Source organism: Roseateles cavernae, from assembly GCF_040187885.1.
Lineage (GTDB): Bacteria > Pseudomonadota > Gammaproteobacteria > Burkholderiales > Burkholderiaceae_C > Roseateles_E > Roseateles_E cavernae.
Genome location: NZ_JBDPLH010000009.1, coordinates 110,933 through 124,400, shown reverse-complemented (window position 1 = coordinate 124,400; position 13,468 = coordinate 110,933). Strand labels below are relative to the sequence as shown.

Here is a 13,468-nt window from a genome sequence, read left to right as displayed (position 1 = left end):
TCAGCGCCGCCTGGCCTCGGCCAGCTGACGGCTCGTCGTGGTCAGTGCCGGCCCGGTCTGCAGTTGCACCCGCAGGCTGGCGTCCAGGCTCAGGGCCGGGCCCGGCTCGACATGGGTGACGCGCGCACTGGCCAGACCGTCGGCCAGGTCCTCGATCACCGCGCGCGCCAGCAGGCGCGGGTCGCCGGGGGCCTGCACCAACACCTGCATGCCGATGCGGGTCAGCTGCGCATCGACCTCCAGTTCGAAGCGGGCGTCGACACGCGCCGGCACCGCCCGCTTGATGCGCGCGGCCAGGATGCGCTTGACCGGCGCGTGGGCGGCCAGCAGCAGGCAGACCCGCACCAGATCGTTGATCGCCTGCTGGGCCAGGTCCTCGGCGCTGACCTGGGCGAACAGCCAGTCCACCAGGGTCTGCAGCCGGCGCCAGTCGGCGTGCTCCAGGCCGGCGCTACCGAAGCCGGGCAGCACGCTGAGCTGGCGCAGCGAGGCGGCCTCGTCGAGCTGCGACATCAGCTCGGCCCAGCGCAGCCGCAGCAGCGCCGGCACCGTGCAAAAGCCCGCATGCAGACAGGCGCCGACGCCGGCGATATCGTCCAGCAGACCCAGCGCCGCCAAGGTCACGGCGCGCGGCGCAGCCGGCGTCAGCAGCAGATCGGCAACGCTGGCAATCTGCTGCAGCGGCGCGATCGCTTGCTGCCAGCTGCTGCCGGGCTCGAAGCGGACCAGCTGCTCGACGGCCTGCTCACGGCTCTTCAGCAGGCGCTCGTCCTGGCGCTCGAAGGCGCTCTGCAGCAGGCGACCGGTCAGCGAATCCTCGCTCTTGCCACGCAGCGCAGCACCGACCTCGCGACCCGTCAGCAGGCGCTGCTGGGCGGTGGCTAGCAGGCGCTGCAGATCATCGACACGGTCGAGCTTCAGCAGACTCTGCGCGAGCGGGCGCAGCCAGCGCACCGGTACCTCGCGCAGGCTGTCGACCATCGCCAGCAGCTCGGGCGGCGCCCGATGGGCCTCGCCACGGCAGCGCGGCACCGGATCCTCGAACTCGGCCGCCTGGGCCGCCAGCACCGGCACATCGACCCGCGTCGCGGCCAGGCGCGGCCGGCGGAACACCAGATAGGGCACCTGCTCGGCCAGCACCGCCTTGCGCCGCGCGATCAGCGCGGCGATGCGCGCCTGCTCCTCGCTGCGCAGCGCACGCGCGACCGACAGATCGTGCCGCACCTCGGCCAGGTTCAGCGCCAGCGCGGCCAGCCGCTTCTGGATCTCGGCCGAGACGCCCAGCATGCGCTCGCGTGCTGCCTTGGCGTCGGACTGCAGCCGGCGGTAGTCCTCGGCGCGCAGCTCGATGCCACGCAGAAAGCGTATCGTGTTGTCGATCGCGTCGACACCGCGGCGGAAATAGACCGCCTCGTGCAGATCGCTGCCGACCTCGACCGCGTCGATATCGCTGACGCCGCCGGCCAGCAGCTCGGCCGCCGTGACCTTCTTGCCGGCCTCGCCCTCCCCTTTGCGATAGCCATAGACCGGCAGATCGGCCACCGCCAGGCCGCTGGCCTGCAGGCCCGCCAGCCCGGCCTGCACAAAGTCGTTCTTGCCCTTGGCCGCCGTGTTGCTGGACACCACCGAGGCCGGCAAGGTGAAGCGCTCGGCCACCGTCACGGTGTTGTAGGTGGCGCCGATCAGGCTGGCGCCCACCACATCCTTGATCGCCGGCGGCACCTCGACGCTGAGCTGGGCCGGCCGGGCGGTCGCCGTCGTCGCCAGACTCTGCTTGCCCAGCGCGCTGCCCAGCTTGATCGTGCCGCTGGGCTTGGCGCCGCTGTCGATGGGCACGATGCGGCTCGGCAGGCGGTCCAGCGCCAGCCGGTTGATCGCACTGCCGGCGGCGGCGCGTCCGCCGTCCGTCAGGGCCTGAGAGCTCAGTGCGGCCGGGGCAGCCGCGACATCCAGCCCGGCCGGCGCCACGCCACGCTGTTCCTTGAAGTCCGGCGGGTTGCTCGCCTTGTCGTTCAGGCGCTTGAAATAGTCGGCGAACTCCTTCTCGGTCGCGACCGGGTTCTCATTGCGCTTGACCAGCTCGGCCGCCGCCGGCGAGGTCAGGAAGCGGCCGGCATCGTCGACACCCAGCAGGCTCTGGCGCATCCGGAAGATGTCGATGCGCGAGCGCAGGAAGCCGAAGTCGACATGGTCGCCGGCCGCCTTGATGCGGCCCTCCAGGCGCTGGATCAGCTCGTCAAGCCCGCCGTCCACCGTGCGCGGCGGCGTTGTCGCCTTGCGCGGGCTGCCGGTCGGCTCGCCCAGCTCCACCGTCAGCACGCCGCCGCGCAGGCCGCGCCAGTCGGCCAGCAGCCGGTCGAGCTCGCTGAGCCTGCGGGTCTCGGCGATCGGCAGCCCCCAGGCCAGGTCCAGCGCCGCATCGACGGCCTCGCCCTGGGTCAGCCATGACCAGGTGCCGGCCGGCGTCGCGCCGGGCGGCAGCGCATCGCTGAGCCAGAAGGTCTCCAGGCCCTGGCCCAGCTTGCCGGCATAGCCCCAGTGCAGCTCGGCCGCCGCGTCGCCGCCGAACAGCGCGAAGGCCAGGCCGTCGATGCGCTGTCCGGCCAGGCCGGCGCGCGCAACCGGCACGCTCAGGCGGGTCCAGACGCCGGCAGTCGGCAGCTCGCCGATGCGCTCGCCCTGGGCCTCGGCCGGCACCTGGCCCCAGCTCAGCGGCCTGGTCGCCGGCGGGTTCTCCAGCGCATCGCCGCTGATCAGCGGTCGCAGCGCGATGCCGGCGGGACTGCCGAGCAGGCGCACGAAGACGATCAGCGCATCGCTGGCCTGCAGGTCCAGCTTCAGATGGGCGCCGCTGAACTGGTGCATCTCGGCGCCGCCGGCCGCCACGCGCGAGACATGCAGGCGCTTGAAGGCCTGCGCATCCAGCGCGCCGCTCTCGTCGGGCAAGGCATTCAAATCATCCTGAGGATAGGCCGGCAGCTCGCCGGCAATCGCCTGGGTCAGCAGGTCATAGCGCCGGCGCAGGCCGTCGCGGCGCGTCAGCAGGCTCAGGCGCTCGGCCGTCAGGCGCTGGATCTCCAGATCGAACAGCGGGTGGACGCGCTCGTCGAGCTTTAGCAGGTCGGCGTCGAAGAAGCGCGCTGGCACCGGCACCAGCAGCTGAACCTGGTCACGCAGCGAGAGATTGAAGGGCATCATCGAGGCCGACTCGGCAATCAGCGCATCGACCATGTCCAGCGGCACCGGCTCGGCCCGCAGCTCGAATTGCGGCGGGAAGAAGCGCTGGCGCCCGGCCACCAGATCGACCAGCTCCAGCGGCAGCACGCCGGCCGGCGGCAGCCAGTCGAACTGCTGCTGCAGCACCTCGGCCCGGCGCTGCGCGGCCGGCAGCTCGGCCAGTTGCTCCAGCAGCTGCGCGACCCGCGCCTGCCACAGCACATCGTCGCCCGAGCCGCTCACCAGGCTGCTGCGATTGCGCCGCCCGCCGCCCTGGCGCACGACGCTGGCGCGGTCGGCAAACAGCGGCCTGAAGTCCGCATCGAAGGCGACGATGGACAGCGGCACCCCGAGCCGCTCCCAGGGCCAGGGCTGGGCCGGCAGCAGATCGGGTGCATCAAGCGCCGCGCGCTCGGTCCAGGCACGCAGCGAGCGCGAGCCGCTGGGCGACAGGCGCTCGCGCTCGGCATTGAAGACCGCATACGCCAGGCGGTTGCGAAAGCGCGGATCGGGCGTCAAGCCGTCGGCGCTCCAGGGCGGCAGGCTCAGCGTCTCGGGCCAGGGCACCCAGGCCAGCTGAAAACCGTCCTCCCAGGCGGCATGGCTGTCGCCGAGCTGATCCAGCGCATTCGGACAGGGGCTGTCCGAGGCCTCGCTGCGATCGAGTGCGATGCTCAGCGGCTGGGCGATCAGCACCATCGCATGGGGCAGGAAGCCGGCGCCGCCCAGCTCGGCCAGCACCTGGGCCAGACTGGCCTGCGACTGCAGGCCGCCGCGCGAACCACCGACGCTCAGGGCGGCCTCGACGCGCGGCGACAAGACCTTGATCGCGTCGGCGCGCACCCGCAGCGGATAGGCCAGCGCCAGATCGCGGCCATCCGCCGCGATGGCCTGGCCGGGCAGCAGGAGCAACGTCTCCCGCCCCTCCAGGCTCAGCTCCAGCCCGCGCACCACGCCCGGCGCCACCGCCTGGGCCAGTCGTTCGGCCGCGGCGGCCCGGCCGCGCTGCTCCTCGCTCAGCGCGCCATGGGTCAATGCACGCTGGGCAAAGAAGTTCAGGCGCTTGCGCAGCGGCGCTTCGCCCGCGCCGGCCCTGGCATAAGGGCCCAGCGGCGGCAGGCTGGCCAGCACATGTTCACCGGCAAAAGGCTTGGAGATCCCGCGCAGCAGTTTCATGATTCAGCCCCTGGCGATCTCGCCGGCCAGCTGGGCCAGGCGTTGGACGGCGTCATCGGACAGCGCGGCCTCGCGCAGCCGGGCCGCGAACTCGGCCTGCTTGAGCGGCGGCAGCGCGCGTGCGGCGCGGTCCAGCGCCGGGGCGACGCCGCTGTCGGCCACCGCCTGCACCAGGGCCGGGCTGCGCAGGCTGTCGCGCGTCTCGGGATCGGCCGCCTGGGCCAGCGCATCAAAGCCCTCGCCCAGGCGCGGATCGCCGAACTGGCGGGCGATCTCCAGCACATCATCGTGGCGCAGCGCCTCCTCGTTCTTGGCGCGCAGCTCGGCGCGTGCCGACACCGCCGTGAAGGCGCTGCGGCGCAACAGGTCCGAGGTCAGCAGCTGCTTGTTGGCGACACCCTCGGAGACCGCCAGCCGCGGCGCGGCCAGCAGATTGCCGAGCTCGGCACGGGCCAGCAGCGGCATCTTGCTGTTGATGCTGGCAAAGCGCTCCAGCACTCTGTCGGCACGCAGGCGCAGGTCGAGCTCGACATCGATGCTGGCGGCATCGCCGGCCAGGCGCAAGGTCGCGCTGGACAGCTCGCTGCTGTAGGGCAGCTGGCGGCGGCGCAGGTACCAGAACATCGGCCGGCCATCGCTGGCGGCGAGCTCGCTGCGGCAAGCCTCGATGGCGCGCTGCCAGGCCTTGGCCGCGTCGACGGGCGCGGGCGCCAGCAGGCCGGACCCATCGCCCCGGCCGATCTGCAGCAGGGCTTCCAGCGGCGAGCGCTTGGCGATCAGGCCGGCCGAGGCCGATTTGACCGGCCGGCTCAGGCTTTGCAGGCTGCGCTTGTGCTGCTCCAGCTGCTGGCGCGTCACCGGCGCGACGATCAGCACCGAGAGGTGGTCGAGGTCCTCGTCGGCTGCGCGCAGATCGATGGGCGGCAGGGCCAGCGCCTCCTGCACCAGGGTCGCCAGCTCGTCGGCCGGGATGAAGGCGAACTCACAATCGACCAGCGGCGGGAAGTAGGACTGCAGCAGGGTCAGCTGGCCCAGCTGGGTCTCGAAGCGCAGGCAGGCAGCCGGCAGCGGGCCGACCGGCGGCAGCACCTCGAACTGCCGGGCCGCCGCGAAGCCGGCCTGGATCTCGGGCGTGGCGATGTCGTCGAGCTGGTCCTGGTGCTGCTTGAGCCAGGCCTCCAGCAGCGCGCGCGGGCGCGGTGCCAAGCCGGCCGCCAAAGTCGACTCGGCGCCGACCTCGCGCCTGACCATGAAGACATCCAGCCAGCGCAGCGCCCCGCCCTCCAGGCACAGCATCGCCAGCGGCAAGGCGTCCTGCAGTGCGCCGGGGCGCTGGCCTTCGAAGAAGATCTCGCGCGCCACCCGCGCGCGCCTGGCCGCCGCATTCTCGACGCCGGCACGGTCCGGATAGGGAATCAGCGTGACGGCGGTGGCCTCGACGATGTCGCCGTCGCGCACCAGGCGCTGGCCGTCCAGGCTGGTCGGGTAGGCGGTGGTCGGGTTGGCGCTGAACTCGATGGGCCGCAGCGCCAGCACGAACAGGCCGCTGCGATTGCTCGCGCCGGCGCCGGGCAGCTGCTTGATGCCCAGCTGCGCATCGAGCTCGGCTTGGCCGGCCAGCGCACTGATCGCCAGCTCCTGCCGGGCGCCGACCGTGACGATATCGCCACCCGGCGTCAGGCCGATGCCGGGCTCCAGCAGCAGGGTCGGCTGCTGGGACGCGGCCTGCCGGCCCAGGCCCACCATCAGGCCGCGGACCACACCGGCCCCTATGGCCTGGGCCAGGTCGGACTGGCGGGCGCGGATGTAGTTCTGATCGGCCGTCAGGTCATCGGCGCTGAGGAAGCGGCCATCGAAATAAAAGGGCCGGCGCCGGGCGCTGTCGACCAGAATGGCGCCGGCATCGAGCTGGGTTCGCAGCCGCGCCTGGTCCTGGGCATCACGCACGGTCAGCAGGGTCAGTTCGGCGGGGCTGTTCATCAGGGGCTCCTAGAGCTCGGCCGCAAGGCGGCCGCGCCATGAATAGGGATTGAAGACCAAAGGGCGCAGGCTGTTGTCGGCCAGCTCGCGCCAGGCCGGCTCGGCCCAGCGCTGCTCGGGTGGCGGCTCGGGCGCGGCGGCGATCGCGGCGATCGCCTCGGTATCGGGCTGCGGAAAGGCGCCCGCCTCGGCCTGGCGCACCGGCACCGTCACCCGCGCCAGCAACAGCTGGTCCCAGTCGGCCTCGCCGGCCTGCTCGCGCAGCCGCGGCAGGCGCTGCGGATCGAGTACCGAGGGCTGCGGCCAGGCGTCCAGTGCGCTCGCGACGCACCAGGCCCGCCGCCGGGCCTCCAGCTCGGTTGGGTCGACAAGGCTGTTCAGATCGGCCAGCATCGCCTCCAGCTTGACCGAGCGCGGCTCGGGCCGGGCCAGCTCGCCGCCGATCACATGGGCCAGGCGCAGGCTCAGCTCGAAGGCATCGGCCAGCCGGGCCGGCACCACATAGTCACTGGCATTGAAGGGGCCGGCGGCGAAGGCCGGGGTCTTGCCATGCGGACAGATCGCGAAACGCAGCCACACATCGAAGACCAGCACCGGCCCCGTCGCCCCGGCGCGCACCGCAGCGATCACGGCAGCCCGCTCTAGCGCGGCCTCGGTCGTCTCCGCGATGGCCTCGCGCTCGGCCAGCCAGCGCGCGATATGGATGCACTGCTTGCGCCGGATCTCGATCAGCCGGCCCAGCCGGTCCAGCGCCAGGCCGGGCGCCACCTGCAGCTCCAGCTCGGGGTTGTCCAGCGCGCTGCAGCCCACGCGCAGGCCGGCCAGCGTGCCGTGGCCGTAGAGCGCGGCCAGTGCCCGGCCGCTGCGGCCACGCAGATAGAGCTGCTCGGCCGCGAAGTCCTCGGCGCCCAGCAGCACGCCGTTTGCGTAGTGCACGCGCTCGGGCACGCCGCGCGGCGCCAGCGCCTCGGCCACCAGATCGTCCACCTGCTCCTTGAGCAGGCCAGGGTCAGCGATTGCCATGGTTGTCTACCCTCTTTGCACGTGCAGCAGCAGCGTGGCCGGCGCGCTCTTGCCGCTGGGCCCTTCGATGACCAGGCGCACGATATATGCCCCGACCGGCAAGCGGGGATCGAGCAGCACCTCGGGCTCCCGGGTGCTCAGCGGGGCATCGAGCTTGAGCGTTTCCATCGCCAGGCCCTCAACCGCGCACCAGGGTCCAGTTCCAGACCTTGACCGCGCCGCCGACATCGCTGGAGCGGTCGCCGCTGAGACGGAAGGCCTGGCCGAACGGCACCTTGACCTCGGGGTCGGGTACGCGGCCGCCGGTGGCGTCCAGCATGTCGATGACGGCGGTCGGCCGGGCGCTGTCGACGATGATGATGGTGATATTGGCCGGTGCCGAGGCGTTGCCGCTGTCGTCGGTGACCACCAGCTGGAACACATGCTTGCCCGGCTTCAGCGGTGTGTTGGCCGAGGCGGCAACATCAAGCAGGGGCTCATCGGACTTGATGCTGGTGTCGGTGCCGGGAACGAACTTGGCCATGGTGGACTCCTTCGGGGGGTGGATTCACAGAGGTGGGCGATGCAGCCAGTCGTAGCTGGCGATGAAGTAACCGTCGGCCGCGCTCGAGGCACCGCCGTCCAGACGCAAGGCGCTGACGGGGTCGCTGCTGAAATCGGCCGGATGGATGCGCGCGACCGGCGGCTCGGCCGATGCGACCGGCGGCAAGAGAGCGTCGAAGGCGCCGGCGTGGGCGTCCAGCGAGGCCTCGCCGCGCAGCCGGTCCACGCCGCCGAGCGTCGAGCTCTCGGCGCCCGGGCCGGCACGCACCGGCCGCGACGGCGGCGCGCTGCGCAGATAGCTGTCGGCCCCGACCAGGGCCGCCACGCCCACCATGAAGGGATGGGTAGCCGGCACGACGCGCAGCTGCACATGGGCCGGCGCACCCTGCTCGGCCAGGCGCCGCACCAGGCCCAGCTCGTCGCTGGCCAGTTCCTCGTGCACCAGCACGGTGACCCGGTAGGCCAGCGCATCGAACAACGCGCGCCGGGCGGCGGCGCTCTCGGCCTGCTCGGCGGCGGTCTCGCTGCCCAGATCGCGAAACAGGGCCAGAAAGGTCTTGGTGAAGCCTTCGTCGGCCAGCACGCGGGCGTCGCCGAGGAAGAGCGTGTCGCCGAGCACCGAGTTGCCCGATTGCGTCAGGCCGCTGGTCAAGGGGTCGAGGCGGTCTTCCAGCCGCGCGCCCAGTATCGTGGCCAGGCTGCGCCGCAGCCGGAAGTCCTCGACGACGACGATACGCCCGCGCGTGAGCGCGCCATCGGTAGCGATGTCCAGCGCACGCTGCAGGCCGGCCAGCGTGCCGTGCTGGCGAGCCAGCGCCGGCGCATTGGCCAGCATCCAGCGGGCGCGCTCGGTCGGCAGGCCCGGCTCCAGGCCCAGGCCCAGCCAGCCGGCCAGCCAGGGCAAGGCCTCGGGCGGACAGGCCATCGCATCGGTCAGCAGCGCGCTGGCGGCGATGCGGGCCTCGATATCGCTGAACATGCCCTCGAACAGCAGCAGAAAGCGCTCCAGGAAATCCGCCGGGCTGGCGCGGCCGCGCTGCTCGGCATCGCTGCCGAACAGCTGCTCGTGATAGAGCGCCGGCAGATAGCGGTCGCGGTAGGACAGGCGGCCGGCATAGGCGCGCAGCGCCGCCAGTTCCGGCGTGGCCCGGCCATCGCCGAACAGCTCGACCGCTACCCACAGCCGTGCGCCCTGCAAGGCCCGCACCGCGGTGCCGGCGCGCTGGATCAGCACCGTGAACAGCCCCGTGCGGCCGGGCTCGGCCGCGCAGCACAGCACGCCCTGCCCCAGCGGCTGCTCGGTCGGCGCGGCCACCCAGGCGGCGCGCGGCAGGTCCTCCGGCAGGGCGGCGGCCAGCGCCGCCGGCAAGGCCGTGCGCTCGCCGACCAGATGCGGCGCCCAGCGCGGCCCCTGGCCCGCACGACCCGCGGTGAAAGCCGGCGCGCCCTGCTCGCCGGCCGCCAGCCAGACCAGCAGCGCGCAGCCATGCGGCACGGCGGCTTCCAGATAGAGGCGGTGCCAGACGCAGGCCGGGTCGCCGCTGTCGATCAGGCCGGCCGCGGCACGGGCGCGGACGCCGGGCAGCTGGGCCTGCTCGCTATTGGCCGCCAGGCCGTAGCGTGCGCGCCTGATGCCCGCCACGCGGGCGACCGGCACGGGTCCGTCCCGGCCCGGGTAGTGCAGGCGGGCGCCGGGGCGCGCCGCGACAAAAGGGCCGCCGGTCCAGCCGGCCAGCGGGTAGTAGCCGCCCTGGGGCTGCAGCGGGCGCTGCAGCTCGCTGCTCAGCCCGCCGGCCCGGCTGGCCTGCTGCCAGCGCTGCCGCAGCGCGGCCGGCAGCGCGTAGAGCCAGACGCCGGGATCGCGCGGCCGGCCGTCGGCGCCCAGCAGCTGGCCGCGTGTGGCCAGCGCGATCTGCTCGCCGTCGAACCAGGCGAGCGTGTGGGCAAAGCGCGGCCCGGCCAGGCTCAGCGGCAGCGACAGGCGGCCGTCGTCCAGCAGCCGGCGCAGGCGCACGCCCCCACCAGCGCGCCGCAGGCTCAGCAGCAAGAGCCCGCCCTCGCGATGGCTGGCCAGGGCCAGCGCCTTCTCGTCGGCCGGCACCGCATCGGGCAGCAGCCGCCACCGCGGCGGATCGGGATTGGCATCGCAGGCGGCCAGCCGCGCGTCCTGCCTGCGCTCCAGATGAACCGGCCGCGTGAACAGCGGCAGGCCGCGCAGATGGGCCAGCCGGCCCTGGGCGACGTCCAGCACCCAGACACCGCCCTCGGCGGCCGAAGCCAGGCGCTGCGGCTGCAGCCCGTCGGGCGCGGCCAGCCGGGTCAGCGCAAAGCGGCCGCGCAGGTCGAGCAGCCACAGCGCCCCATTGGCAAGCAGGTACAGCACATCGTCGGCACCCAGCGTCATATCGGTCACCGGCAGGGCCTCGGGCGGCAAGGCCAGCGCCTGCGGCGCCAGCCCATGGGCGGCGGCCAGATGCGAGTTCGAGACCAGGGCCGCGCCGTCCCAGCACAGATGGTTGCCGACCGCGTCGATCACCAGCGAGGGCTGCAGCAGCACCGCGTCGACATCGGCCGCGTCCTCCTGCAACGCCAGCGGGCTGGCACGGCCGGCCAGGCGCAGGCCGCCGAGGCGATGCTGCGGCGCCGGCTCTACCGTCACGGCGACGCTGCCATCGTCCTGCGGCACGGCCCAGGGCTTCAAGCCATGAGGCTCGAAGCCGAGACCGAAGCTGCGAAGGCCGTTGATGTCCATCTCAGTGCCCGCCCGGCCGCCCGAAGGGCGCTGAGCGCCCCCTCGGGGGGCAGTGAACAAAGTGAACCTGGGGGCTCATATCAGCACAGCTCCGGTACGACGGGGAGGAACAGTGCGGCGGCGGCACTGGATGGGCTGTGCGGCAACTCAGGCGAGGCCGGTGCATCGACACCTTCGATGACGGCCAACGCCACCAACTCCGGCAGCTGCCAGGGCTGCAGCAGCAGGGTCGTCGGGATCTTGCCGGCGCCGGGCAGCTCGGTGAAGCCGCCATCGGCGCCCTGCTCGAACAGGCGCAGCGGCGAGACGCCGGCGACGCCGCTGACCCGCGCGACGACCACCTCCAGCTCGCGATCCCCGAGGCGCCGGCCCAGCGGGTAGCCGCCATCCTGGCCGGGCGTGGCCGGCCAGGGCGAGGCCTCCAGCGGCAGCGGCCACAGATAGCGGCGCAGCGCCTGCCGCACCTCGGTCAGCACGACTTCGCGCGCATGGCCCGCGCGGATCTGCACCGCGACGGCCAGGCCGATCGCGCGGTACTCGCAGCCGATCACATAGAGCTCGGTGGCCAGCGGCCGGCGCTCGTTCAGAAAGCCGTGGACGGCTTCCAGCAGCGGCCGGTCGGCACGCGGCAGCGGCGCGCCCTGGTCCTCGCTGTCGCGTTGCGGCAGCACCATCACCGAGACCGCGCCGGGCACACCGGACTGGCGCTCATGCGGCTTGAAGCGCGGCAAGACCTCGACCCGGCCGACGGCAGCACCGGGGGCCTCGCGCGCCAGCAGCCGGTAGTCCTCGGCGGTGACGACACGGTCGCGGTGCTGGAAATGAGCCGGGATGCGGCGCTCGGCTGCGTCCAGGGTCTCGGCATCGGCCCCGCCGCGCAGCGCCAGCGGCTGCCAGACATCGATCGCGGGCAGCGGCGCCCGCCGGGCGCCGCTGAGCAAGTCGCTGACGCTGGCCAGCTTGCTCAGCGTGCCGGCCGGCAGATTGCCGCGCGCACCGCCGCCGACCCGCAGGCCGGCCGCGACGATGCGGCTGCCAGTGCTGGGCACACGGCCCTGGATGCCGTCGCCGAAGCGCAGGCTGCCGGCCTCGGCATCGAAGCGGTAGACCTCGTCCAGCGGACCGGCGCGGCCCAGGTCGTCGATCTGTTGCCAGAGCCGGCTGCCGAGCACGGTGTCGTGGACCCGGCATTGCAGCGCCTCGGGCTCGGCGCCGTCCTGGGCCCCCAGTCCCAGCTCGAAGCGCTGGTCGGAGCCACCGTCGGAGACGCCCAGCACCCGGTCCGCCAGGGCCTGGCGCTGCTCGACCTCGACCGCATGCAGGCCGGCCCAGGCCAGGCGCAGGCTGGCCAGCGGGAAGTCCGCGGCCACGCGCAGCCGCAGCCAGGCGATCAGCCGGGCCGCATCGGCCTCGCTGTCCAGCCGCGGCGGCGCATCGGCGCCGACGCCGGCCAGCAGATTCTCGCGCGGGTCATTGGACGGTGCGCCGATGCGTGACAGCGGCGGCAGCGCCAGGCGCAGCACGCCCGAGCGGCTCAGGCCCTGCGTGCCGTCCTCCAGCATCTCCAGCGCCGTCAACACGCCCGCGGGGCCGCTCATCTCCCAGATCAGCGGCAAGGGCCGGCGGGTGCCGAGGCCCCGGCCATCCTCCGGCAGGGTCGGCGCCAGCGCCAGACCGATATTGAGCGCGCGGGCCAGGCCTTGCGCATCGGGCGCCAGGGTCTGGCGGGCCTGCGCGTGCTGGGCGGCGCCGGGCGCCATCAGGGCCAGCCACAGCGCGCCGTCGACCGTGGCCGTCATCAGGTCCACGCCCGGGGCCAGGTCTTGCCCGGGGGCGAACACCTCGGTCGTCACATAGCCCTGCGGCTGCCCTTCCAGGCCGCGGTAAACCGCCTGCAGATCGGGCAGCAGCGCATTGAAGTCCTGCTGCTCGTCGGCGTCCAGGCGGCGGCGCACAAAGGCGCGGCCGACGACGGGATAGGCAGTGCAGTGCTGCAAGGTCGAGAAGGGCAGCGGCTTGTCGATCAGCGCGCCGGCCGGCACCTGGACCGCAGCCGGCTGTTTGTCGCTCTTCACCTGCAGCGCCACCAGGCCGGTGGCCGCGCGGGCCGGCTTCATCGTCAGCCCGAGCAGGCGCAGCCAGGCCAGGCGCTGGCGCTCGGGGATCAGGTTGGCGCGGTACAGCAAGGTGTCGCCCAGCCAGGCGAACAGCTCGATCAGGGTGCGGCCCGGGTCTCCGGGGCGCGGATGGGTCCATTCCGGCGTGTGGGCCGGAATGCGCGCCAGCAGCTCGGCCACCAGGTCCTCATAGCTGCGGTCGTCCAGGGCCGGGGGCTTAATCGGCATGGCGGGCCTCCATCACCAGGCTAAGGCCGATGCGGGCCGGCGAGCCGTCGCGCTTGAGCCGGTAGGCGATCTCGACGCGCACGCCGCTGGCGACCCCGGCGGACAGCACCGGTTCGACCGCCACGCCGTCGACCACGATGCGCGGCTCCCAGCGCTTGAGCGCGTCCTCGACCAGGTCCTTGATGCGGGCCCGGGTCGCCACCGTGTTGGGCTCGGTCAGCAGATTCTCCAGCCCGGCGCCGAAGCCGGGTCGCATCAGCTGCTCGCCGGGCCGGGTCGACAGCAGCACCTCGATCTGCTGTCGCACGCTGAGCGACAGGTCGGGGTAGTGCAGCTGGCCCAGCGCATCCGGCAGCGGCAGCAGCGGCCAGCCGATCGGCTCGGCATAGCGGGCTGCCAGGGCCGGCGGCAGCGCGTGGGGGGCGGGCTTCAT

General features: G+C 73.1%; 8 protein-coding genes. All 8 read right to left on the bottom strand.

Features of this window, described 5'->3' with window-relative positions; genetic code table 11:
* Positions 1–4,392: a hypothetical protein gene (locus tag ABGI63_RS20570; protein ID WP_349744325.1), complete on the bottom strand. Its 4,392-nt coding sequence runs from the start codon at positions 4,390–4,392 to the stop codon at positions 1–3.
* A 3-nt stretch (positions 4,393–4,395) separates the two neighbouring features.
* Entirely contained in the window at positions 4,396–6,372 is a 1,977-nt protein-coding gene (locus ABGI63_RS20565; RefSeq protein WP_349744324.1) for a hypothetical protein, read from the bottom strand.
* 9 nt (positions 6,373–6,381) lie between these two features.
* Positions 6,382–7,395: a hypothetical protein gene (locus ABGI63_RS20560; RefSeq protein WP_349744322.1), complete on the bottom strand. Its 1,014-nt coding sequence runs from the start codon at positions 7,393–7,395 to the stop codon at positions 6,382–6,384.
* 6 nt (positions 7,396–7,401) lie between these two features.
* The gene (locus ABGI63_RS20555) at positions 7,402–7,563 is read right to left on the bottom strand and encodes a hypothetical protein (protein WP_349744321.1); all 162 of its coding nucleotides are present in this window, start codon (positions 7,561–7,563) and stop codon (positions 7,402–7,404) included.
* Positions 7,564–7,573: 10 nt separating this feature from the next.
* Complete coding sequence (locus ABGI63_RS20550; protein ID WP_137943386.1) at positions 7,574–7,918, bottom strand: hypothetical protein; 345 nt, start codon at positions 7,916–7,918, stop codon at positions 7,574–7,576.
* Positions 7,919–7,942: 24 nt separating this feature from the next.
* On the bottom strand, positions 7,943–10,690 hold the full coding sequence (locus ABGI63_RS20545) for a phage tail protein (protein ID WP_349744320.1): 2,748 nt from the start codon (positions 10,688–10,690) through the stop codon (positions 7,943–7,945).
* 80 nt (positions 10,691–10,770) lie between these two features.
* A complete protein-coding gene (locus ABGI63_RS20540; RefSeq protein WP_349744318.1) occupies positions 10,771–13,035 on the bottom strand; it encodes a putative baseplate assembly protein in 2,265 nt (754 codons plus the stop codon).
* Positions 13,025–13,468: a GPW/gp25 family protein gene (locus tag ABGI63_RS20535; RefSeq protein ID WP_349744317.1), complete on the bottom strand. Its 444-nt coding sequence runs from the start codon at positions 13,466–13,468 to the stop codon at positions 13,025–13,027. The genes ABGI63_RS20540 and ABGI63_RS20535 overlap by 11 nt, the downstream gene beginning before the upstream one ends.